Origin of the sequence: Psychrobacillus sp. FSL K6-4046 (genome assembly GCF_038624605.1) — a bacterium.
GTDB lineage: Bacteria > Bacillota > Bacilli > Bacillales_A > Planococcaceae > Psychrobacillus.
Genome location: NZ_CP152020.1, coordinates 27,103 through 51,190, shown reverse-complemented (window position 1 = coordinate 51,190; position 24,088 = coordinate 27,103). Strand labels below are relative to the sequence as shown.

Below are 24,088 nucleotides of genomic sequence, written 5' to 3'. Positions count from 1 at the left end.
AGAGTACTTTTAAGCTTGTCAACACTTTAGGTTTTTATCCAATTTTTACCTCAAGGTGGTTTACTATACAAAAATAAGGGTCATTAGTTAGTCATTTAAGTGAAAAAAACGCATAGCATTGCTTGTTGTGGCCTCTGCTACCTCCTCCACTGAAATACCCTTTAATCGAGCAATTTCTTCTGCAACAAGTGCAACAAGTGCAGGTTCATTTCTTTTACCTCTATGAGGATGTGGAGCCAAATAAGGAGCATCTGTTTCGATTAATAAATGCTCTAATGGAATCTCCGTTGCGACCTCTTTAGGTTTCTTCGCATTTTTAAAGGTTACTGGTCCACCAAGTGAAATCATAAAGTTCATATCAATACATTGTTTTGCTGTTTCTACACTTCCCCCAAAGCAATGCATAATTCCCCCTGTTAGATGAGCCTCCTCCTCTTGAAGAATCCTAATCACGTCTTCCGTTGCTTCTCGATTATGTATAATGATTGGCAAGTTAACCTTTTGCGCTAAGCGTATTTGCTTGCGGAAAATAGTCTGTTGAATTTCTTTAGGGGACTTATCCCAATAATAGTCTAGCCCTGTTTCACCAATACCTACTACTTTCTCATGTGCAGATAACTCTTCGATCCACTGTAAATCTTCTTCCGTACAATCAATTGCATCCACTGGATGCCATCCAATTACGGCATAAATAAACGGGTATGTTTCTGCTAACTCCATTGCACGTTCAATTGTTTTCCGATCAAAACCAATTACGACCATCTTCTGAACATTTGCCTCTAAGGCTCTATCAATTACTTCCTGAAGGTCTTCATCATATTGATCTGCATTTAAATGGACATGTGTATCTATTAGCATATACATTCTCCTATCTGATATTTATTTTACAATCTTTTTAATTTACATACATCACAATATTATTACAATTACATTAAATGAGTCACATTTTTAAATTTTTTGATTAATTTCATACGATAAAACAATAAATTTCCTGAATCATTTTCATCATTTCTGTTAATTTGTAAGAACTTGAACAATATTTGCAGGGTTAAGTAAACCGTCACTTGCGAACGTTTGAAGTGCACAACTGTCTCAATCCCCCCTAGAGTCGCAACCTCCCCCTTCACTTCATAATAGGTATTATGAAATTAACCCACCTATGTTTGAAAATAATTGCTCGGTTTAGTTGATTAATAAAAATCTATTCACCCATTTTCTTTAAATCTAATTAATCTTGCTTATTTTTCTATAGGCAAGATTATTTAGTTTGCTCGAATCGTCAAGATTATCACAACAATTATGCGTTCACAAAATAATTAAGCGTAAAAAACATAGTCTTTTTAATAGTCAAACAAACTATGTCAATAAATATCTTGTTCATATGATACAGAAGTGAGGTTGAAAGGATTCATTTCTTATAACCAAGCTAGAAAATAGGAAAGGAGATTTTAGAATGAGTCAACCACAAAGTAAACGATATAGTGACACTAGTTATCAACCAGTAAGAGACTGCCAACTATGTAGCAGCCTTGATGCCAAAGATAGCGAGCTAAAAAACCATCATTATCAGAATCATCACGAACTTAGTGATCATCATGATAATGATTTTAGTGAGGCAGCTGTTGTTGAGGAAGGCGATCAATTGATATCTGTAGATCAAGAATCCGATGAACTAATTTGGATTAAGGATTCCTGTAACGTAACAGTTCAAACAACTGATACTCAAGCATCCGTGTCTCTTCAAATTGGACTACAACTTGCAATTGCTCTAGTAGTAAGTATTGCAATTGGTGATTCTAATCAGGGTCAAGCTATTGCACAAGATATATTCCAAAAGTTTAATGATGAACAATCCAATAAGCAAAAAATCATTATTTATAACTCAAAAGACGTTAATATCGTGACTACCGATACAGATTTAGCCGTGAACATTCAGGCTATGCTTCAAGTATTAGTTTCATTAGTTGTTAAACTAGACGTTCTTTAAATTTTTTAAAAAGAAGAAAAGAGGTGAAAATATGAATAAATGGAAAGCATTAGATCATTGCGATGACAATGATCATAATAATGCGGATGTACAGCAAAATGGAGCACAAGTAGTATCTACTAAGCAACAATCATATGAGTGGATTGTTGTAAAGAATTCAGAAGGCGTAGACATCCAAACAACAGACACACAAGCAGCATTGTCCTTACAACTAGGAATTCAAGCAGCTATTGCTGCAGTTATAACCATTACTTTAGGAGATACAGATCAAGCTAGAGCTGTTGCCCAAGACATGAAGCAGTTTATAAAAACTAAACAACAAAATGTCCAAAAAACTATTATTGAGGGATCCAAAAATGTAAAAGTTACAACTACAGACACAGATCTAGCAATAAACATTCAGGCTATGCTTCAAGTTCTTGTATCTTTAGTAGCTAAGTTAGATATTTTATAATATATCGAATCAATTTAGAAATATTTAATTTGAGTAAGTGCGCTTCAAATTTGGTTTGAGCGAGTCACTTTTAAAATATTTTCTAATTAACCTCCAATTAAGGTTATTGTTGAGACGGTCTATTCGTTGGGTTTGAAAACGTAAAAGATTCCACGCTCCTCTTAAATTATAGTTGCATATAATAATACGAATGATATTAGAGAAGGAGTGAAAGACGTGAGCGAGATACCCAAAAAAGCAAATGCAATTCCTAATAAGGTCATTGATTTAATAGTGAGTGATACACTACGTAAAAATGGCGTAGATCTTGATGATGTTAAAGGAAAATTATCCACTGAGCAAAAGCAATTACTCAAAGAACTAGTGGAAGAACTAACCTTACAAGTGGACCAATTTATTGATCCGACATCCGAAAAAAAGAATGATGACTGAAAAACAACGTTGCTTATTAGTAACTGACAAATAATTTTAAGATGTATTAATTAGAGTAACATGTCTTTAATTTCCGCTATGGTGGAAGCAGTGAATGAGAAGAGCAGGTAAGATTTACTATAGGATTACGCTGTTGTGAAGGCTTGTCTGCCTACTCATCCCACTGTATGTTTCAACATTAATATACAAGTTATACTGCCAATACTATTTTAGGAATCATATTTAAACGCCTATGTTATAGACGTTTAATTTTTTATAGCTTTGTTAAAGTTATTGGTTGATTTTGACTAACCATTCTTTTTTATAGTGACTGTAAACATTAAAAAAGGAACTTTCAAATGGCTATTAAGAACATAAACAGATGATGAAATTGGGTTGGTGACAGTTTTTAGCTTTGATCACAACCACGCGCGTAAGCGATGGGTAATGGCTTATTGCTCACCCCGAGGAAAGCGTCCGGCTGGGGTGAAAAATCAATTCTACTCTCTGTTCTAAGATTTCTTTGCATTATAAATCAACCCTAACCTTTAACATAGCCTTTTTTATTTATAAAAAAACTGCCGCTCACGCGACAGTTTTAATTGGCTTATTATTTTACTTGTGCACCATTTTCTAGTTTTTCATCAACAGTTGCTAGAGTTAAGTATCCATCTTTTTCACCAGCTAAAATCATCCCTTGGGAAAGTTCTCCACGAAGTTTTACTGGTTTCAAATTAGCTACTACAATTACTTTTTTCCCTACTAGCTCCTCTGGTTTATAATGCTTTGCTATTCCTGAGACAACCTGACGTTTTTCATACCCCAAGTCTAATTGTAATTTTAATAATTTGTCTGCTTTAGGAATAGCTTCACATTCCAATACTGTTGCTACTCTTAAATCAACTTTAAAGAAGTCATCAATAGAAATTTCCTCTGATTGCTCTTGCTCTTCCTCTGCTTCTTCCTCCACCTCTTCTTGTAGAGTTTTGACAGAACCGCGCATTTGCTCACGTATAAAAGCTACTTCTATATCTACGTCTAAACGAGGGAAAATAGGCACTCCTGTACTAATAACTTGTGTACCCTCAGGGATGACATTAAAATCACCAAGTTTCTCCCATTGTAGCTGAGCGTCAGTTAAGCCTAACTGCTCCATAATTTCTTTTGGGCTATTTGGCATAAATGGTTGGATTAAGGTAGCAATCTGACGAAGACTTTCCGCTAAGTTAATCATAACACTAGCAAGTTGCCCTTTTTTGGCTTCATCTTTTGCTAGAACCCATGGCTGAGTCTCATCAATATATTTGTTTGTACGAGACACAAGAGACCATAAATCTCCTAATACAAGGCTAAACTGCATTTTCTCCATATTGACTTCATATTTTTCTATTGCTTCTTTAGCAAATTGATGTAAAGTTGCATCAAATTCTGTCGCTTCTCCTTGGTTAACAGGAATATTACCATCAAAGTATTTGTTGATCATCGAGACTGTTCTATTTAAAAGATTCCCAAGATCATTAGCAAGGTCAAAATTCGTGCGTTCTACAAAGGATTCCGGTGAAAATACACCATCTTGTCCAAATGGAAGCTCACGAAGTAGGAAATAACGTGTCGCATCAAGTCCATAACGCTCCACTAGCATCTCTGGATATACAACGTTTCCTTTTGATTTTGACATTTTACCGTCTTTCATCATGATAAATCCATGTGCAAACACTTTTTTCGGAAGAGGTAAATCTAAAGCCATTAAGAAAATCGGCCAATAAATCGTATGGAAACGAACTATATCCTTCCCTACCACATGTACATCTGCTGGCCAATATCTTTTAAAAAGGGTATCGTCATCTGACATATAGCCTAATGACGTTATATAGTTTGTTAAAGCATCTACCCATACATATATGACATGCTTTGCATCTCCAGGAACACGAATTCCCCAGTCAAAGGAAGTTCTCGATACAGATAAATCTTCTAGACCTGGCTTGATGAAGTTATTGATCATCTCATTTTTTCTGGATTCCGGTTCTATAAACTCTACATTGTTTTCATAGTATTCCAATAAACGTCCCGCATACTTCTTCATATTGAAGAAATACGATTCTTCTTTTACCTTGTGAACTGGTCTACCACAATCCGGACAATTTCCTTCATCCAATTGAGTTTCTGTGAAGAAGGACTCACATGGCGTACAGTAGGACCCCTCATATTCTCCTTTGTATATATCTCCATTGTCTAGGAAGGTTTGAAAGATTTTTTCTACTGCTTCTGTATGACGGCTTTCTGTTGTTTGTATAAAATCGTCATAAGATATATCCATAGTTGCCCAAGTTTTCTTAGCAGCTAATGCAATTTCGTCCACATATGCTTGTGGCTCCATTCCCGCTTCTTGCGCTTTTTCCTGTATTTTTTGACCATGCTCGTCCATCCCAGTTAAAAAGCGAACGTCATAGCCTCTTAATCGTTTATAGCGTGCCATTGCATCGGAAGCTACCGTTGTATAAGCTGTTCCAATATGGAATTTACCACTTGGATAGTAAATAGGGGTCGTAATATAAAATGTTTTATCTTGTGCGCTCAATGCTAATTGCCTCCAATGCTGAATCTTCTATATACTTTATTCTATCGAAATGGGGTAGTTGTTTCAATCTATACCTCTGAAGCAATTTTGTCGAATTTTCTTTATGACTTACATTATTTCCATTAATAGCAAGATTATTCCTAAGAATGATATAATAATTATTTTTATTAGGTATATTATGTAAACATAGTCATATTTTTATCATCCATTCTAATAAAATCAGAAGAATAATTATTGACCAATATGGTAGTACTTGGTATGATTAAGTACATAAAAGAGGTTAATGTCGAATTTTGGCGAAAAATATACACTCTTGAGAGGAGAAACTTTAATAATGAAATCTACAGGTATAGTTCGTAAAGTTGATGAGTTAGGACGCGTTGTTATTCCTATTGAACTTCGTCGTACACTAGGTATAGCAGAAAAAGATGCGCTTGAAATATATGTTGACGATGATAAAATCATCTTAAAAAAATATATGCCAAACATGACTTGTGCAGTTACTGGTGAAGTATCAGATGAAAATCTTCGTCTTGTTGGGGGCAAATTAATTTTAAGCCCAGAAGGTGCAGAACAATTAATTAAAGAAATTCAAAGCAGCTTAAAATAAGAACTAAAAAACATCCGTGCAGACGGATGTTTTTTTTTAACCTTTGAACTTTAAAATATGCCATGAGGTTATATAAGAATCGATCCCCTACTCAATCGATTTCATAGCTAGGGAAATTTCGCTATTCTACGTGATAACTTTGGTAAACCTCTCTTTTAGGTAACCCTCGTTGAATGGAAACTTCTTTAATCGCATCCTTTGATTTCAGTTGCTTTTCCTGTATTAAATGCTCGACATGTTCTTCAATGCTTAAATCTTTCCACCAAGCTTCTTCTATTTCTTCTTTAGCTTCATTGCCAGCAAGCACTATACAAAATTCACCACGAATTTCATTTGTTTCTGCCCATTCGACCGCTTCGTCTATTGTACCTCTTAAAAATTCCTCAAATTTCTTTGTAAGCTCTCTCGCTAATACAATTTGACGTGTTCCATCCATAATTGCTTGCATATCTTTTAAAGATTCCTTCAGACGGTGAGGAGACTCATATAATAGAATTGTTTCTTGTCTCTTTTCTAGTGTTGTAATTTCCGCTTTTCTTTCCTTCTTATTTCTGCTAAGGAATCCGTAAAAAAAGAACGGTTGCGTAATCATTCCTGAGGCTATTAGAGCACTTATAGCAGCATTTGCTCCTGGAACGGGTACCACTGCAAATCCTTCTGCTATTGCTTTTGCAGCAATATCCGCTCCTGGATCTGAGATGCACGGTAGACCAGCATCACTTACCAATGCAACTTGTTTCCCATCCCTCAATATTTCTAATATTTTCTCTCCACCAGCTAGCTGGTTATGGTCATGATAGCTTGTTAAGGGAGTAGATATCTCAAAATAGTTACATAACTTCTTCGTATTCCTAGTATCTTCTGCTGCTATATAGTCGACTTCCTTCAAAATACGAATAGCACGCATAGTCATATCCTCTAGGTTACCTATTGGGGTAGCTACTAAATACAAACAACTACTGTTTTCATGTTCTGTTGATTTTTGTGAATTCATTTGCTGACTCACCTCTCATATGAGCTATTTTTTGTTTTCTTGTAAGTTGCTTAAAAGCATATTCTGCCTGCATTGCCTCTTGTTTTGACTCAAAAATTTCCTTATAAATACACTTAACTGGGAGTCTTGCCCTCGTGTACTTTGCTCCTTTTCCTTCATTATGAACCTTGATACGCTTAAACAAATCATTTGTATAACCAGCATAGTAGGAGCCGTCATTACATTGTAATACATAAAAAGTATGCTCTTTATTTGTCTCCATACAGCATCTCTTTAACCTCATCTGTGTATTGTCCATCTTCTCCGTACACATAAAGAGGAGGTAAAATTTTCAAATCTGGTTTTCCATCCTTAATAGCCTCGATCAATAATGTATTAGCTTCCTTACCTTTTTTGGGATAAACAAACCGAATACGTTTTGGCTCTAGTCGGTTGGCTCGCATAGAGGTGACAATATCTAACAACCTACCAGGGCGATGCACAAATGCCGCTTTCCCTCCCTGTTTGAGTAGCTCACTCGCTGATTGCACCGCTTCTTCCAAGGTAAGATGTATCTCATGCCTTGCAATAGCTAGATGTTCCTTGAGATTTTTGTCACTTGCTTCATGTGCTGGAAAATAAGGAGGATTACAGGTTACCACATCATATTTTTCAGTTCCAATTTTACTTGCTATACCTATAACATTATCTTGCATAATATGAATTTGTTCTGTTAGCTTGTTATACTCGACACTTCTCGTTGCCATATCAGCTAACCTTTCCTGCAATTCAATCCCCACTATTTCAGCTTGTGATCGTGCACTTAGGAAAAGAGGAATAGCTCCATTTCCCGTACATAGATCTACCATTTTTCCTCTTTTAAAAGGGACATATGTAAATCTTGCTAATAAAACTGCATCTAAGGAAAAGGAGAAAACAGAAGGGCTTTGTATAATTCTTAAATCCTCTGCCAATAAATAGTCTAGCCTTTCATCATCCTTTAGCCATTGCTCCATAACTTAAACCTCCATAAAACAAAAGACTGACACCCACCTATGGAGTGGCATCAGTCAATTGATTAGACATTTTGTTTATTTAAAAAAGATAAGCAAAATAAACAATCTTCTTCCTTCCGAGCGCTTCCGAAATGAACATGACATACATGGTAACCTTCCTGATAAAGCCTTGCTAGGTTATCATAGCCTTCACCTATATCTGCCTTGTTTAATCGTTTCTCTCGTATCTTTTCGTCCATTACTTCTTTTCCATGTATTTCATCAAGTCTTTGTCTTAAATGATTGTTCTCTTCTTGTAACGCTTGACGTTCTTCTATCATAATCGCTACAAATTCTTTCAAAGCGCGAAATTGGAGCTGCGTGGACTCTAACTGTTTTTCAAATTCTATAATTGTATCAAAAAAATTACGGTCCATCACCTATTCACCTCATTGCCCCGTCCATTATACTGGATTTTTAGCATAGTTTACAACCTCATCTAACGTATAGTCTAATATACGAAGTGGATCACTTAACTCAATACGTAAAATTCTCTCTAAAATATTCATGCTGACCACTTTTCCGAATCCATCTGGTGTCTCAATTTTATCACCAATGTCAGGCATTTGCTCTCTTGCAGCCTCATATTCGTCATTTTCATACTTTAAGCAGCACATTAGACGTCCGCACAATCCGGAAATCTTAGAAGGATTCAATGATAGGTTTTGATCTTTTGCCATCTTAATAGATACTGGCTCAAAATCACCTAAAAAGGTTGAACAGCAAAGCATTCTTCCACAAGGACCAATACCACCAAGCATTTTTGCCTCATCTCGCACCCCTATTTGTCTGAGTTCAATACGAGTTCTAAATACAGAAGCAAGATCCTTTACTAAGTCACGAAAGTCTACTCGACCCTCCGCCGTGAAATAGAAGATAATTTTGTTTCGGTCGAATGTATATTCAACGTCTACAAGCTTCATCTCTAATTCTCTTTGTAATATTTTTTCGGTTCCCAATGCTAATGCCTGGGCCGATTCTAAACGATTTTCTTCCACTTGGATTTTGTCCTTCTCAGTAGAAGGACGGACTACTTGCTTCAACGGTAAAACGACATCGTTTTCTCCTACTTGTTTAATAGGTACGACGACTTTCCCATATTCTACGCCACGAGCAGTTTCAACAATTACATAGTCATCTTTCTCTAAAGCGTAGTCTACTGGATCAAAATAATATATTTTACCCGCTTTCTTAAAGCGGACTCCTACAACATTATACAAAACTATACCCCTCCTGCAGGTTAAGCATCAGCTGCTCCATCATCAGTGTCCGGTTCATATTTCTATGCAAATTTTGCTTTGCATCTAAAATCAATTCTAACTGTTTAGACAATTGCTCATACGTCTTTTGTAATGCTATCTGTTTCCAGAATGAAATCATATCTGGATAGGTACAAACTGCGAGTGGAGTTGCTTTTATAGCTACTATATCACGATAAGCAAATAGTAGTAAATCTAATACTTGTTCTGCACTTTCCTTTTCTTTTAGCAAGGGACCAAAATCTTCATGTATGCACATAAGCGCATCCTGAACACTTTTTTCACTTGCTTCCACCAATTTTATCACTGATTTCCTTGCAAGTCCAAATTGCTCGTCTTTCGCTAAAATTAGAGCTTCTTCTACTTGATTCGTCATTCTACTAACTGTAGAAGCCATTGAATCAGTAATTCCCTCTTCCATTAACTTCTTTTTTAATACTCCCTGTGGCATGGTGGCTAAGCCTATATGCTGACATCTGGACCGTATTGTTGGTAATAAGGCATGCATCTTATCGGTCAATAGAATGGCAGTAATTTCGCTCTGAGGCTCCTCTAAAAATTTAAGTAATGTATTAGAGGAGCTTGTGTTCAATCGATCTGCTTCATGTATTACATAAACCTTTCTTCCTCTTTCAATAGAGGTTTTGCTCATCTCATGTATTAACTCATCAATTTGATTTCTTTTTATATTTTGACCATCTGGCTCCAGTTGAATAATGTTCAAATGATTAGATGATTTTAATCTTTTACAGTTTCGACATGTTTCACATGGAACATTTTCTGTCGAATTTTCGCAAAACATAAGCTGTACAAAAAATTGCATAACTTTCGTTTTCCCTGTACCATTAGCACCTTCAATAATGTAGGCATGTCCAATACGATTTTTGGCTACTATAGATTGGATTTGTTTAATAGCAGTAGGTTGTATTTTTTCTATTCCTTGAATGGACCATTCTTCTTCCATGCTCATAGTGGTTCCACCTCTCTAAAAAATCCCGTGTCTCGCACGGTGCGATAACACGGGAACATTACGTATATAGATTAATAAGTAATCCTTTAATTTCGCCTATTTTATCTAGTAATTCTATAGAGCTTTTTTCTTGGCTCAGAATTTCTTCTGCTAGCTCTACCAATTTTTCATCTATAGTCTCTACGATTTTTAACTTTCTTCCTTCACCAAATCGATTCCATGTATGAGATTGCTTTAATCCCATTCCAAAATCTACAGCTTCCTCTAGAAACTTTTTAATCAGCATTTTAAACTTAGCCATATCACGTAGATTTCTAGACCTTGCTAAACGATCTCCTGCTGTCGTAATATCTCCTAACAGTTTCGTTAAGGCTTCGGTTTGCATCCGCTGATCCTGCTTTGTAATCATTTGCCCAAACTTTGCAGATTGAATATTGTTCTGCATAGTATCCTTGCGTATCTTATCTATCCCTACTCGTACATCTTGATTTATCTTCAAATTTTTCGATCCTTTCCTTCATTATTAAAAATGATGGAATTGTTCAATTGGAAGAACAAATACTGTAGCTCCTCCTACCTCTACTTCCACTGGGTACGGAATGTAAGAATCAGCATTTCCTCCCATAGGTGAAACTGGGGCTACCATCTGTTCACGTGCTCTACAATTGTCTCTTATTAATTCTAACGCAGAAGATACTAAGGAGTCATCTGTACCGATCAGAAACGTAGTATTTCCAGATCTTAAAAACCCACCTGTACTAGCAAGTTTTGTTGCACGAAACTTTGCTTTCGTTAACGCATTTGACAATCTGTTACTATCTTGGTCCTGCACTACGGCTACTATTAATTTCATCGCTACTCACTCCCACTTTTCTATTCTGTTTATTTTATTATAGCATTAATTACCTAAAAATTTCTAATTCCATTTTTACTACTTTATAGGTATCTTCTAATACTTCTTCGAGCTTTTGAGAAGCATCTATTACTTTAATTCTGTCTGGATATTGTTTTACTAAGTTAAGGTAGCCTTCTCTAACCTTTTCATGAAATTGAAGACTCTCCACATCTAGCCTGTTTTTTTCTCTACTGCTATGTGCATTAATTCTTTCTAACCCAACACTAGGTTCTATATCAAAAAGAATCGTGCGGTCGGGCATAGTCTGTCCAATTGCAAATTGATTGATTGCTAATATTTCTTCTACCCCTATTCCTCTTGCATGTCCTTGATATGCAAGCGAACTATCAATAAAACGATCACAAATAACAATTTTACCAGCTTCTAGAGCAGGCAAAACTTTTTCAACTAAATGCTGTCTCCTTGCTGCAGCATATAATAATGCCTCCGTACGGCTATCCATCATTGTATGCTCGTTATCTAAAATTATTCCTCTTATTTTCTCCGAGATATTAATGCCTCCAGGCTCTCTTGTCATCACGACTTCAAAGCCCTCTTCCATTAATCTTTTTCCAAGTAATTGCATGACAGTTGTCTTGCCTGCACCTTCTGGACCCTCGCTTGTTATAAAATACCCTTTTTTTTGCACTATTAATCCTCCACAACATAAATTAGCTTTTTATCGAGTCTATGATCCCCCTGGAAGGTAGCTCCTTTATCAATCCATTCCTCCAGTTCAGTTAACATAGAAATCGTAATCTTTTCTCCTGGAATGAACAATGGTACTCCCGGTGGGTACGGAATGAGTATCCCTTTAGCTATTCTTCCTATGGAGCGAACATAGGGAACCCACTCGCCTTTTTTCTCATTTAAGAGGCTCATATTCATTTCAATCGTAGAAACAGATTTAAACGATTTATTTCTTATATCTTTAGGAATTATCGGTGTTTCTTTTTTAAGCTCGTCTACGGCCATTTTAATTCGTTTTCTTACTTCTGCAAAAGGGTAGTCTTGGTCCTTTTTTAGCAAAGGAAGAATTATTAGTACCTGATAAGTATCCGCAAGCTCCGCATATACATGTTGTGCTTCTAAAGCCTGTTGAACTTGAAAACCAGAATAGCTCCCAACACGTATTAGTAATTTCAGTGGATCATTTACTTCTATTACTTCCACTAGCTTAATCGTTTGGAGTGCCTGAATGAACAAATCTCTTTTATATAATAACTGTTTGAAATCCATTTCATTGTATCTTTGTACATAGCTTCTTGCATCATCTAAGGATGCCATTAATAAATAAGAAGGACTGCTTGATTGAAGCATCCTTAAATACTTGTTTACTTGAGAAACTTTTATAATAGAAGAATTCATATGTAAGTACGAACCCATTGTCATAGATGGTAATGTTTTGTGTGCAGATTGTACTACTATATCTGCACCGTAATCAAGAGCAGATAATGGAAAACCGCTGTTTGCCTTAAAATGTGCCCCATGTGCTTCGTCTACTAGAACTGGAATACCTTTTGTATGGCAATAATCGATAATCTCTTTTATTTCATTAGAAGCCATTCCATAGTAAGTTGGGTAAGTGAGTAGAACACCTTTTACTAAAGGAAACTCTTCTATTGCGCTTTTAATGGTGTTGGCAGAAACAAAGGTTGTTGTCTTTGTGCGAGAATCCCATTCTGGTGTGACAAAGATAGGTTCAACACCTACTAGCTCGATTGCATGAAAAATTGACTTGTGAGCATTCCTCTGTACTATTAACTGTTCTCCATACTGGCATGTTGCATATAGCATAGCTAAATTCCCAACAGTCGTTCCATTGACAAGAAAATAACTTTTTTTTGCCCCGTATGTAGAGGCTAACAATTCTTCCGCTTCTTTAATCGCTTCTTCTGGATGATGTAAGTCATCTAAGCCTTTAAGTTCTGTAAGGTCATAGGATAAGGCGTCCTTAATAACCTCAGGAAGATTGGATAACACCCCATGTTTATGTCCTGGTACATGAAAGGAGATATTCTTTTGACTATGAAATTTTTCAAGCGCTTCTACTAAAGGTCGTTTTTCATGCATTTCTTATACCTCACCAAACTTTATTATCTTTCTATTATACATGAAATAAGACATGAGATAAGGATAGATGGTTTGCACCTATTTTTGGACAGAAAGGGCAGAACTTTATTAAATATTTATTTTCCGGGAAATTATTTTATTGTATGAATATAGCTCCTACTGCACAACAAATTGGATTCACACATATTATGCGGAGAATGTATAGCAATGACGATATAGAAAGGAGTTGCTCTATGGTTTTCCCGTTTGACTACACCTCCCCATCCGCTCAATTCACTTTTGATGTGAACACAAGTACCTTGTTTAAAAAAGATAGCCAAAACTTTATTAATGTTTTAGGGATTCAGCAATTAAACACACTAGACAATGTATCTTTACTTGATATTTTTCTTAGTCCAAACAATGTGATTGAGCCCCATTACCACCAAAATGCTGCCGAGCTTGTCTATTGTATTTCTGGTGCATTAACCGTCTCATTATTGAATCCTTTTACCAAGCAAATGCAACATTTTCCGCTTTCACCTGGCCAAGTAGCAAATGTACCTCAAGGATGGTGGCATTATGAAGTAGCTACAGAGAAACATACACATCTACTAGCCATTTTTAATGCACCAACACCCGAAGTAATACTCGGATCAGATATCCTGAAGTTGACTCCAGCAAATGTTATGGCCCAGACGTATTGTTTAGATGAAACTCTTTGGGAAAAAGCAATTGCACCAGTAGTCCCTTCCACATTTATTGGTCCACCTGCGAGCTGTAACAAAACTACTGAAAGTTAATTCTTAACATAATGAGTTGCAGACAAGATGACATGGACTATTCCCATGTCTCTTTTATGTTTTTTCACACTTACTTAGCGGGAGATTGATTTTTGTTTTAAGGCTATGTTAAAGATAAAAGTCGATTTGAAAATGCACGAAACAAATAACTTCTGCCTCTCTACTTTTCCTAGTGGGTTTTAAGTGAATTTTTTTGGCTAAAAATTACGGTGTTAGTTCCATAAAATAGCCGTAATCGTTAACCTAACAAAGGCACTATTGCTATTGATAATACTAAACTTATTAAGAATGTAATTAGCCAATCTCTTTTTTGAGTTGTTTTAAGTAGTATATTCAATACAGACCCAATACAAATACATACTATAAATCCGACAACAATATTAATGAGTTCCATGAGATACCTCCTAACAAAAATATTTTCCCATTTACCCACAAATTCATTGGCACAACTAGTCTAAGCCGTTCGTATTTAAAGGTCAGCCCAAATTGGTTGACCTTTTTGTATTGATTCTTATTATAACATTCTTCCTTGCTCCCTCGAACCCTTTGTCTCTTCGCTTTTTCCTGTAAAAGACAAAACAAAAAAGCCGCCACCGATTACTCGGTAACGACTTCCTTTGGTGCCCAGCGACGTCCTACTCTTGCAGGGGCGACCCTCCAACTACCATCGGCGGCTGCGAAACCAGATGGGCGGCAGATTTCTTCGTCAGCCGCAGTCGTTCGGTTCTCGCGTATGCCATACGCTCCGATCCTCTCTTCCTTGCTTTCTCGAACTCTTTGCCCCTCCGGCTTCTCGCCCACTTGCTTAGAGAGAGAGTGCCTTCGGCTTTTTTTTCATTTTAAACAAAACAAAAAAGTCATCACCGATTACTCGGTGATGACTTTTTTTGGTGCCCAGCGACGTCCTACTCTTGCAGGGGGAGACCCCCAACTACCATCGGCGCTGAAGAGCTTAACTTCCGTGTTCGGTATGGGAACGGGTGTGACCTCTTCGCCATCATCACTAGACGTTTGAGTTGTTCACTCAAAACTGGATAAAAGACATCATATTAGAAACAAACAATTTGGTTAAGTCCTCGATCGATTAGTATTCGTCAGCTGCACGTGTCGCCACGCTTCCACCCCGAACCTATCTACCTCATCGTCTTTGAGGGATCTTACTTACTTGCGTAATGGGAAATCTCATCTTGAGGGGGGCTTCGTGCTTAGATGCTTTCAGCACTTATCCCGTCCACACATAGCTACCCAGCGATGCCCTTGGCAGAACAACTGGTACACCAGCGGTGTGTCCATCCCGGTCCTCTCGTACTAAGGACAGCTCCTCTCAAATTTCCTACGCCCACGACGGATAGGGACCGAACTGTCTCACGACGTTCTGAACCCAGCTCGCGTACCGCTTTAATGGGCGAACAGCCCAACCCTTGGGACCGACTACAGCCCCAGGATGCGATGAGCCGACATCGAGGTGCCAAACCTCCCCGTCGATGTGGACTCTTGGGGGAGATAAGCCTGTTATCCCCGGGGTAGCTTTTATCCGTTGAGCGATGGCCCTTCCATGCGGAACCACCGGATCACTAAGCCCGTCTTTCGACCCTGCTCGACTTGTAGGTCTCGCAGTCAAGCTCCCTTCTGCCTTTACACTCTTCGAATGATTTCCAACCATTCTGAGGGAACCTTTGGGCGCCTCCGTTACACTTTAGGAGGCGACCGCCCCAGTCAAACTGCCCGCCTGACACTGTCTCCTACCCGGGTTACGGGTATGGGTTAGAATTTCAATACAACCAGGGTAGTATCCCACCGACGCCTCCTCCGAAGCTGGCGCTCCGGGCTCTAAGGCTCCTACCTATCCTGTACAAGTTGCACCAAAATTCAATATCAAGCTACAGTAAAGCTCCACGGGGTCTTTCCGTCCTGTCGCGGGTAACCTGCATCTTCACAGGTACTATAATTTCACCGAGTCTCTCGTTGAGACAGTGCCCAGATCGTTACGCCTTTCGTGCGGGTCGGAACTTACCCGACAAGGAATTTCGCTACCTTAGGACCGTTATAGTTACGGCCGCCGTTTACTGGGGCTTCAATTCGCACCTTCGCTTGCGCTAAGCACTCCTCTTAACCTTCCAGCACCGGGCAGGCGTCAGCCCCTATACTTCACCTTACGGTTTTGCAGAGACCTGTGTTTTTGCTAAACAGTCGCCTGGGCCTATTCACTGCGGCTCTTCTAGGCTATTCACCCAAAAGAGCACCCCTTCTCCCGAAGTTACGGGGTCATTTTGCCGAGTTCCTTAACGAGAGTTCTCTCGCTCACCTTAGGATTCTCTCCTCGACTACCTGTGTCGGTTTGCGGTACGGGCACCTCCCACCTCGTTAGAGGCTTTTCTTGGCAGTGTGAAATCAGGAACTCCGGACATACGTCCTTGCCATCACAGCTCAATGTTACAGAGTGCGGATTTGCCTACACTCACACCTCACTGCTTGGACGTGCATAACCAACAGCACGCTTACCCTATCCTACTGCGTCCCCCCATCACTCAAACGGTGGGGTGGTGGTACAGGAATATCAACCTGTTGTCCATCGTCTACGCCTATCGGCCTCGACTTAGGTCCCGACTAACCCTGAGCGGACGAGCCTTCCTCAGGAAACCTTAGTCATACGGTGGATGGGATTCTCACCCATCTTTCGCTACTCATACCGGCATTCTCACTTCTAAGCGCTCCACCAGTCCTTCCGGTCTGACTTCAACGCCCTTAGAACGCTCTCCTACCACTGATACCAAAGGTATCAATCCACAGCTTCGGTGATTTGTTTAGCCCCGATACATTTTCGGCGCAGCGTCACTCGACCAGTGAGCTATTACGCACTCTTTAAATGATGGCTGCTTCTAAGCCAACATCCTGGTTGTCTAAGCAACGCCACATCCTTTTCCACTTAACAAATACTTTGGGACCTTAGCTGGTGGTCTGGGCTGTTTCCCTCTTGACTACGGATCTTATCACTCGCAGTCTGACTCCCAAACATAAATCATTGGCATTCGGAGTTTGTCTGAATTCGGTAACCCGGGATGGGCCCCTAGTCCAAACAGTGCTCTACCTCCAAGATTCTAACGTTTGAGGCTAGCCCTAAAGCTATTTCGGAGAGAACCAGCTATCTCCAGGTTCGATTGGAATTTCTCCGCTACCCACACCTCATCCCCGCACTTTTCAACGTGCGTGGGTTCGGACCTCCAGTAAGTGTTACCTCACCTTCATCCTGGACATGGGTAGATCACCTGGTTTCGGGTCTACGACCACATACTCATTCGCCCTATTCAGACTCGCTTTCGCTGCGGCTCCGTCTTCTCAACTTAACCTCGCATGTAATCGTAACTCGCCGGTTCATTCTACAAAAGGCACGCCATCACCCGTTAACGGGCTTTGACTATTTGTAGGCACACGGTTTCAGGGTCTATTTCACTCCCCTTCCGGGGTGCTTTTCACCTTTCCCTCACGGTACTGGTTCACTATCGGTCACTAGGTAGTATTTAGCCTTGGGAGATGGTCCTCCCGGATTCCGACGGAATTTCACGTGTTCCGCCGTACTCAGGATACACTCTGGAGGGAATGAACTTTTGACTACGGGGCTTTTACCCTATCCTGCGGACCTTTCCAGATCGCTTCGTCTAGCTCATTCTTTTGTAACTCCGTATAGAGTGTCCTACAACCCCAAGAGGCAAGCCTCTTGGTTTGGGCTCTTCCCGTTTCGCTCGCCGCTACTCAGGGAATCGAATTTTCTTTCTCTTCCTCCAGGTACTTAGATGTTTCAGTTCCCTGGGTGTGTCTCAGATGCGCTATGTATTCACGCAAATGTACTGCCCCATTACGGGCAGTGGGTTTCCCCATTCGGAAATCTTCGGATCGAAGCTCACTTACAGCTCCCCGAAGCATATCGGTGTTAGTGCCGTCCTTCATCGACTCCTAGTGCCAAGGCATCCACCGTGCGCCCTTATTAACTTAACCTAAAAGTTAAAAGTACTACACTTGCAATCACGTAAGTGATCACAATTTGAATATCTTGCGTTTGTTTCTTTTTTTGATGTCGTTTTATCCAGTTTTCAAAGAACAAGTTAAAAAGCTTTAAATGCTCATATAGAATGAACATTCAAAACTGAACTGCAAAACGTTAAGATACAGATAAAGATCTGTATTCCGAATATATCCTTAGAAAGGAGGTGATCCAGCCGCACCTTCCGATACGGCTACCTTGTTACGACTTCACCCCAATCATCTGTCCCACCTTCGGCGGCTGGCTCCCAAAAGGGTTACCCCACCGACTTCGGGTGTTACAAACTCTCGTGGTGTGACGGGCGGTGTGTACAAGGCCCGGGAACGTATTCACCGTGGCATGCTGATCCACGATTACTAGCGATTCCGGCTTCATGTAGGCGAGTTGCAGCCTACAATCCGAACTGAGAACGGTTTTATGGGATTTGCTCACCCTCGCGGGGTTGCGACCCTCTGTACCGTCCATTGTAGCACGTGTGTAGCCCAGGTCATAAGGGGCATGATGATTTGACGTCATCCCCACCTTCCTCCGGTTTATCACCGGCAGTCACCTTAGAGTGCCCAACTGAATGCTGGCAACTAAGATCAAGGGTTGCGCTCGTTGCGGGACTTAACCCAACATCTCACGACACGAGCTGACGACAACCATGCACCACCTGTCACCGCTGTCCCCGAAGGGAAAAGCCTATCTCTAGGCCGGTCAGCGGGATGTCAAGACCTGGTAAGGTTCTTCGCGTTGCTTCGAATTAAACCACATGCTCCACCGCTTGTGCGGGCCCCCGTCAATTCCTTTGAGTTTCAGTCTTGCGACCGTACTCCCCAGGCGGAGTGCTTAATGCGTTAGCTGCAGCACTAAGGGGCGGAAACCCCCTAACACTTAGCACTCATCGTTTACGGCGTGGACTACCAGGGTATCTAATCCTGTTTGCTCCCCACGCTTTCGCGCCTCAGCGTCAGTTACAGACCAGAAAGCCGCCTTCGCCACTGGTGTTCCTCCAAATCTCTACGCATTTCACCGCTACACTTGGAATTCCGCTTTCCTCTTCTGTACTCAAGTCCCCCAGTTTCCAATGACCCTCCACGGTTGAGCCGTGGGCTTTCACATCAGACTTAAAGGACCGCCTGCGCGCGCTTTACGCCCAATAATTCCGGACAACGCTTGCCACCTACGTATTACCGCGGCTGCTGGCACGTAGTTAGCCGTGGCTTTCTAATGAGGTACCGTCAAGGTACGAGCAGTTACTCTCGTACTTGTTCTTCCCTCACAACAGAGTTTTACGATCCGAAAACCTTCTTCACTCACGCGGCGTTGCTCCATCAGACTTTCGTCCATTGTGGAAGATTCCCTACTGCTGCCTCCCGTAGGAGTCTGGGCCGTGTCTCAGTCCCAGTGTGGCCGATCACCCTCTCAGGTCGGCTACGCATCGTCGCCTTGGTGAGCCGTTACCTCACCAACTAGCTAATGCGCCGCGGGCCCATCCTGTAGTGACAGCCGAGACCGTCTTTTAACATTTCCTCATGTGAGGTAATGGATTATTCGGTATTAGCCCCGGTTTCCCGGAGTTATCCCAATCTACAGGGCAGGTTGCCCACGTGTTACTCACCCGTCCGCCGCTAAATCAGAAGAAGCAAGCTTCTTCATCATCCGCTCGACTTGCATGTATTAGGCACGCCGCCAGCGTTCGTCCTGAGCCAGGATCAAACTCTCCATAATAGAGAACTTAAAAAGCTCATTTTGTTTTGCTGGCATCATCATTAAATGATGTCAAAAATTGTTTTGCGTCAATCAAGCCGAAGCTTGTTGATGCTGTATGTCTTAACGTTTTGCATGTTCAGTTTTCAATGTTCATTGTGTCAGCCAAACTTGTTTACCTCTTGGCGACTTCTACTATATTACACTCGTTTTAAACTTACGTCAACACTTTTTAAAAACTTTTTTTATTTTTTTATATTAGTATAGAAATAGCTACTACTGACGCTACTCCTGGAACTCCTAATACTGCTACTACTGCGCCTGTAAAGAGATTGATCGGGACCGCGTATCCTGCCGTTCCAAGTAATAAATGAACTCCGAATAACAGTAAGATAGAAAACCCTAAACGAAATAACAAGATAGAAATACTCTCAAATAAATTAGAAGACGAACTCTTGAATACTAAAAACAGTAATAATACTAGCGAACACACAATAATGGTTAACTTCATGTAATTATCCCTCCATAAAATCAATATCCTTATTATATGAAGCTAGTACTATTAATATTCTATTTTATAATTACATTTCGAATCTTTGCCTCTTTATATAGATAGAAGTGTATACTCTCTGCCATTTTCCTTTTAGCAACTGCATCTAAATCATAGTCATTCAAGTAATCTTCAATTCGTTGAGCTTGTTGCCAATCTTCTTTGGTAGCTTTAATAAGCTCTACAAACCGTTCATCAAATTCTTTTTTCAGTTTCCCCTTTTTAAAAAACATCCAGCTCTACATCTCCTTATAGCTCCCTGCGTCCTTCTAATGCTTTAGAAAGAGTAACCTCATCTGCATACTCTAAATCTCCACCTACAGGCAAACCATGGGCAATCCTCGTAGTCTTAATGCCTGAAGGCTTTACTAGACGAGAAATATACATCGCGGTTGCTTCTCCTTCTATAGTAGGGTTTGTTGCTAAAATCAGTTCTTCTACTTGGTCATTCTGTAATCTTTTTAAAAGGGTCGGTACATTAATATCCTCTGGACCTATTCCATCCATCGGTGAGATAGCCCCATGCAGTACATGGTATAAACCATTGTAATCTCTCATTTTTTCCATTGCAATTACGTCTTTTGTATCTTGTACTACACAGATCATAGATCCATCACGCTGTTTATCCTGACAAATATGGCAAGGATCTATGTCCGTGATATGTCCACAAACCGAACAGTAGCTCAAGTTCCTTTTAGCGTCTACTAGAGCTTTAGCAAAGTCTAGTACTGTATCTTCTTTCATAGTTAACACAAAAAATGCCAGACGGGCCGCTGTTTTGGGCCCGATTCCTGGCAATTTCATAAAGCTTTCAATTAGCTTTGATATCGGTTCAGGATAATGCATGATTTGTCCTCCTAGAACATGCCAGGAAGGTTCAATCCTTTCGTGAATTGACCCATAGTGGCATTAGCTGTTTCTTCCGCTTTTTTCATTGCTTCGTTGGTTGCAATTACGATCAAGTCTTGTAGCATTTCCACATCGTCTGGATCTACAACAGTAGGGTCTAAAGCTACCTCTAGTACTTCTTTTTGTCCTGAAACAGTAACTTTCACCATTCCACCGCCGGCAACTGCTTCAAAACGTTGAGTTGCTAACTCCTCTTGAGCTTCAGCCATTTTCTTTTGCATCTTTTGCATTTGTTTCATCATACCTTGCATATTTCCCATTCCACGCATAATTATTTTCCTCCTTAGTCATCATGTACTTCTACAAAATCTTTGCCGAAAAGCCTCTCAGCTTCCACAATCAATGGATCCTCTGAAATCTCTTCCATTCCTTGTAGTAACTCCATCGCTTCTAATGGTTCTGAAGAAGACGCCGCCTCTGACTCTGTTGAATCTTTCTTTAATCCATTTTGCTGAATAAATTCTTCTCTAATCTTTAACCAACTTTCTTCAGGTACATACACTACCTCATACATCGTTCCAGTAAGATTCGCGATAAGCTGAGGGAAAGAAGTTGAGAATGTTTTATTCTCCATTGCCATTTGACAATGTATATCATACTTAAATTTTAACACAAATGCAGTAGAAGATGCTGCAACTGGCTCTGCATCATTTAATAACGCTGCATGTGACTTTTGTAGCTGTTGTAAGATAGTTGCCCAATGAGATTTAATGGCTTGGATATCTGATTTTGTCGCCATTTTTAAAATTTCTTGAATACGTCCACTAGACACTTTGACTCCTGAGGCTTTTTGTCTTGTTCTCTTGGGTTGTTCCTGCTGAGCCCCTTGACTGTTTCCTGTAGTATAAGTGCCTTGGCTTAATTGCTGCTGAAGTTGTTGTAATTGTCCTTCAAGCAACTGGACTTTATTCTCTAATTCAGTGGTATTAACGTTACCTACATTTGCATCTTGAGGTACTTGTGCCAACCGTATAATGGCAGTTTCTAAATAGACCTTCGCATGATTAGAAAAACGCATTTCTTGTTGGGTGTTTGTAAGAATCGAGATACTCTTATAAAGGGTTTCTACCGGAAACTTAAAGGCAAGTTCTCTAAAATGCTCATCTCCCGTAGCAATTTCTAACAATTCCGCTTGATCGGGAGCTACCTGTAGTACTAATAAATCTCTATAGAACGTAATAAAATCCTCTGTTAATCTTACAGGATCTTTTCCGTCATCTACGAGCTTTTCAATGCTCCCTAATGCATGGGCAACATCTCTTTCACTCAATGCTTCTGCAAGCTGATAAAATACATCCTGACCTATTGAACCAGTTACAAGTAAAGCATCTTCTATAGTCATTGTTTCGCCACTAAAGGATACCACCTGATCTAACATACTGAGGGCGTCTCGCATCCCTCCTGCTGCAGCCTGGGCAATGATTTTCAAAACATTTACATCGTATTCAATTTGCGCATCTGTCAGCACTTCTATCATTCTAGAAACGATATCAGTCGAGGTAATACGTTTAAAATCGAAACGCTGACATCTAGAAATGATGGTTAATGGTATTTTATGTGGCTCTGTGGTTGCCAGTATAAAGACGGCATGTGCCGGTGGTTCTTCTAATGTTTTTAATAAAGCATTAAAGGCACTGGTAGAAAGCATATGCACTTCATCTATAATATAAACTTTGAAACGAGCATTGGAAGGAGCAAAACGCACCTTTTCAATAATATCTCTTATTTCCTCTACGCGAGAATTAGAAGCAGCATCGAACTCAATTACATCTGTGTTGGAACCCTCTGTAATGCTTTTACAAGTCTCACATTCATTACATGGTTCCTTTGCAGGGCCATTTTCACAGTTCAATGCCTTTGCAAATATCTTTGCGGCACTTGTTTTCCCTGTTCCTCTTGGTCCTGAAAATAGATATGCATGAGTAGTTTTATTATAAAGGAGGGCATTTTGAAGGGTTTGCTTGATATGAGTTTGACCGGACATTTCCGCAAACGACTGAGGTCGATAAGCGCGGTAAAAAGCTTGATACGACAACAAGTTTCCCTCCCTCTTTTGTTTAAGTAAAGTATGGACTAATTATATCATAAAGAGAACTGTACTTCTGCTCCAAACTCTAATATGGACAAATAAAAAAACTCATTCCTCCGAAGATGAATGAGTTTGAATTATATAATTTAAAGCCGTGCACCTTCCTTCGATTGATACACATAGGCGGCACCTTTGTCGTTAACTCAGTCTAGGCAACCCTGCGGCACATGAGAATGCACCACTTAATGCTGCTTCCTTCCGGACCTGACATGGTTCATGGGCTCCCATTGCGCAGGACCCAGACGTCAACATCACGTGCAAATACCAGACCCTACATATAAACAACCTCGAGAAGGGGTTCAGTCTCGCTAGAGCGGATTGCGAGTTACAAGACACCGCTACCTTCCCACCTAGCACGGCAATATTCAGTATAAGCTTTTTTTGTTGAGAAATCAATGGAAATATCCTTTTCCTCTTTTTCTATAACTCTATTCTAAAAAAATACTATATTTTTTTCAAAAATGTTGACTTTGAATTTCATCCATGATAAATTAGTTCTTGTACTTCGGAGGAATACCCAAGTCTGGCTGAAGGGATCGGTCTTGAAAACCGACAGGCGGGTCATACCGCGCGGGGGTTCGAATCCCTCTTCCTCCTCCATTTTTTAACAACACACACGCATAAATTTGAGATTGAATTCGTTGCTTTTGTAACGAATTTTTCTTAGCCATACATGTTCAGAATATTAAGAAGTTGACTTTTTATGGGTCAGCTTCTTTTTTATTTTATGAATTGACTCATAATAATATCCTCCACATACTC

General features: G+C 39.8%; 22 protein-coding genes, 1 tRNA gene, 3 rRNA genes and 1 other RNA gene. 6 read left to right on the top strand and 21 right to left on the bottom strand.

Going from position 1 to position 24,088, the window contains the following annotated elements; genetic code table 11:
* Window positions 1-87: 87 nt before the first annotated feature.
* Complete coding sequence (locus MKY09_RS00235) at window positions 88-858, bottom strand: TatD family hydrolase (protein ID WP_340886153.1); 771 nt, start codon at window positions 856-858, stop codon at window positions 88-90.
* Between the two features lie 595 nt (window positions 859-1,453).
* On the opposite strand from MKY09_RS00235, the gene MKY09_RS00230 reads away from it, so the two are divergent.
* From MKY09_RS00230 to MKY09_RS00220, 3 genes are all read left to right on the top strand, one after another.
* Complete coding sequence (locus MKY09_RS00230) at window positions 1,454-1,987, top strand: spore coat protein (protein WP_340886151.1); 534 nt, start codon at window positions 1,454-1,456, stop codon at window positions 1,985-1,987.
* Between the two features lie 31 nt (window positions 1,988-2,018).
* Window positions 2,019-2,441, top strand: a complete 423-nt coding sequence (locus MKY09_RS00225) for a spore coat protein (RefSeq protein ID WP_340886149.1) — start codon at window positions 2,019-2,021, stop codon at window positions 2,439-2,441.
* Window positions 2,442-2,657: 216 nt separating this feature from the next.
* A complete protein-coding gene (locus MKY09_RS00220) occupies window positions 2,658-2,873 on the top strand; it encodes a spore coat protein (protein WP_205964094.1) in 216 nt (71 codons plus the stop codon).
* Between the two features lie 589 nt (window positions 2,874-3,462).
* Here MKY09_RS00220 and metG read toward each other — a convergent pair.
* Entirely contained in the window at window positions 3,463-5,430 is a 1,968-nt protein-coding gene (gene metG / locus MKY09_RS00215; RefSeq protein ID WP_342567336.1) for a methionine--tRNA ligase, read from the bottom strand.
* A 334-nt stretch (window positions 5,431-5,764) separates the two neighbouring features.
* Between metG and MKY09_RS00210 the strand changes: the two genes are divergently transcribed.
* Window positions 5,765-6,040 (top strand): AbrB/MazE/SpoVT family DNA-binding domain-containing protein, encoded by a 276-nt coding sequence (locus MKY09_RS00210; RefSeq protein WP_144541581.1) that lies wholly within the window; start codon window positions 5,765-5,767, stop codon window positions 6,038-6,040.
* 121 nt (window positions 6,041-6,161) lie between these two features.
* On the opposite strand, the gene rsmI is transcribed toward MKY09_RS00210, so the two are convergent.
* The 10 genes from rsmI to MKY09_RS00160 all read right to left on the bottom strand — a co-directional run bounded on the left by rsmI (window position 6,162) and on the right by MKY09_RS00160 (window position 13,265).
* Window positions 6,162-7,034, bottom strand: coding sequence for a 16S rRNA (cytidine(1402)-2'-O)-methyltransferase (gene rsmI / locus MKY09_RS00205; RefSeq protein WP_169360339.1), 873 nt, complete (start codon window positions 7,032-7,034; stop codon window positions 6,162-6,164).
* Window positions 7,006-7,296, bottom strand: a complete 291-nt coding sequence (locus MKY09_RS00200; protein ID WP_169360338.1) for a GIY-YIG nuclease family protein — start codon at window positions 7,294-7,296, stop codon at window positions 7,006-7,008. The genes rsmI and MKY09_RS00200 overlap by 29 nt, the downstream gene beginning before the upstream one ends.
* Window positions 7,283-8,029: a tRNA1(Val) (adenine(37)-N6)-methyltransferase gene (locus MKY09_RS00195; RefSeq protein ID WP_169360337.1), complete on the bottom strand. Its 747-nt coding sequence runs from the start codon at window positions 8,027-8,029 to the stop codon at window positions 7,283-7,285. The genes MKY09_RS00200 and MKY09_RS00195 overlap by 14 nt, the downstream gene beginning before the upstream one ends.
* A 62-nt stretch (window positions 8,030-8,091) precedes the next feature.
* On the bottom strand, window positions 8,092-8,448 hold the full coding sequence (yabA, locus tag MKY09_RS00190) for a DNA replication initiation control protein YabA (protein WP_169360336.1): 357 nt from the start codon (window positions 8,446-8,448) through the stop codon (window positions 8,092-8,094).
* A gap of 24 nt (window positions 8,449-8,472) precedes the next feature.
* Window positions 8,473-9,288: a stage 0 sporulation family protein gene (locus MKY09_RS00185; protein WP_169360335.1), complete on the bottom strand. Its 816-nt coding sequence runs from the start codon at window positions 9,286-9,288 to the stop codon at window positions 8,473-8,475.
* Window positions 9,281-10,291 (bottom strand): AAA family ATPase, encoded by a 1,011-nt coding sequence (locus tag MKY09_RS00180; protein ID WP_342568186.1) that lies wholly within the window; start codon window positions 10,289-10,291, stop codon window positions 9,281-9,283. Before MKY09_RS00180 ends, MKY09_RS00185 begins: the two co-directional genes overlap by 8 nt.
* Window positions 10,292-10,355: 64 nt before the next feature.
* Window positions 10,356-10,796 (bottom strand): YaaR family protein, encoded by a 441-nt coding sequence (locus MKY09_RS00175; RefSeq protein ID WP_169360334.1) that lies wholly within the window; start codon window positions 10,794-10,796, stop codon window positions 10,356-10,358.
* A 24-nt stretch (window positions 10,797-10,820) separates the two neighbouring features.
* Window positions 10,821-11,150 carry a cyclic-di-AMP receptor gene (locus MKY09_RS00170; RefSeq protein ID WP_142643831.1) on the bottom strand — a complete coding sequence of 110 codons (330 nt, stop codon included), beginning with the start codon at window positions 11,148-11,150 and terminating at the stop codon, window positions 10,821-10,823.
* 49 nt (window positions 11,151-11,199) lie between these two features.
* A complete protein-coding gene (gene tmk, locus MKY09_RS00165) occupies window positions 11,200-11,841 on the bottom strand; it encodes a dTMP kinase (protein ID WP_169360333.1) in 642 nt (213 codons plus the stop codon).
* 2 nt (window positions 11,842-11,843) lie between these two features.
* Window positions 11,844-13,265: an aminotransferase class I/II-fold pyridoxal phosphate-dependent enzyme gene (locus MKY09_RS00160; protein WP_342567335.1), complete on the bottom strand. Its 1,422-nt coding sequence runs from the start codon at window positions 13,263-13,265 to the stop codon at window positions 11,844-11,846.
* Between the two features lie 233 nt (window positions 13,266-13,498).
* On the opposite strand from MKY09_RS00160, the gene MKY09_RS00155 reads away from it, so the two are divergent.
* Complete coding sequence (locus tag MKY09_RS00155; RefSeq protein ID WP_251556943.1) at window positions 13,499-14,047, top strand: cupin domain-containing protein; 549 nt, start codon at window positions 13,499-13,501, stop codon at window positions 14,045-14,047.
* Window positions 14,048-14,939: 892 nt separating this feature from the next.
* Here MKY09_RS00155 and rrf read toward each other — a convergent pair.
* The 9 genes from rrf to ffs form a co-directional block, all read right to left on the bottom strand.
* Window positions 14,940-15,055, bottom strand: a 5S ribosomal RNA gene (gene rrf / locus MKY09_RS00150).
* A gap of 56 nt (window positions 15,056-15,111) precedes the next feature.
* Window positions 15,112-18,040, bottom strand: a 23S ribosomal RNA gene (locus tag MKY09_RS00145).
* 205 nt (window positions 18,041-18,245) lie between these two features.
* Window positions 18,246-19,799: ribosomal RNA gene (locus MKY09_RS00140) — 16S ribosomal RNA — on the bottom strand.
* Together the 16S, 23S and 5S rRNA genes form the textbook arrangement of a ribosomal RNA operon.
* A gap of 232 nt (window positions 19,800-20,031) precedes the next feature.
* A complete protein-coding gene (locus MKY09_RS00135) occupies window positions 20,032-20,289 on the bottom strand; it encodes a pro-sigmaK processing inhibitor BofA family protein (RefSeq protein WP_169361345.1) in 258 nt (85 codons plus the stop codon).
* 59 nt (window positions 20,290-20,348) lie between these two features.
* Window positions 20,349-20,561 carry a YaaL family protein gene (locus MKY09_RS00130; RefSeq protein WP_169361346.1) on the bottom strand — a complete coding sequence of 71 codons (213 nt, stop codon included), beginning with the start codon at window positions 20,559-20,561 and terminating at the stop codon, window positions 20,349-20,351.
* 16 nt (window positions 20,562-20,577) lie between these two features.
* Window positions 20,578-21,174 carry a recombination mediator RecR gene (recR, locus tag MKY09_RS00125; RefSeq protein ID WP_169361347.1) on the bottom strand — a complete coding sequence of 199 codons (597 nt, stop codon included), beginning with the start codon at window positions 21,172-21,174 and terminating at the stop codon, window positions 20,578-20,580.
* A gap of 11 nt (window positions 21,175-21,185) precedes the next feature.
* On the bottom strand, window positions 21,186-21,506 hold the full coding sequence (locus MKY09_RS00120) for a YbaB/EbfC family nucleoid-associated protein (RefSeq protein WP_169361348.1): 321 nt from the start codon (window positions 21,504-21,506) through the stop codon (window positions 21,186-21,188).
* A 14-nt stretch (window positions 21,507-21,520) separates the two neighbouring features.
* Complete coding sequence (gene dnaX, locus MKY09_RS00115; protein ID WP_169361349.1) at window positions 21,521-23,272, bottom strand: DNA polymerase III subunit gamma/tau; 1,752 nt, start codon at window positions 23,270-23,272, stop codon at window positions 21,521-21,523.
* Between the two features lie 146 nt (window positions 23,273-23,418).
* An RNA gene (ffs, locus tag MKY09_RS00110) (signal recognition particle sRNA large type) lies at window positions 23,419-23,685 on the bottom strand.
* A 148-nt stretch (window positions 23,686-23,833) separates the two neighbouring features.
* Between ffs and MKY09_RS00105 the strand changes: the two genes are divergently transcribed.
* Window positions 23,834-23,926 (top strand) — tRNA-Ser (locus MKY09_RS00105).
* The last annotated feature ends 162 nt before the right edge of the window (window positions 23,927-24,088 follow it).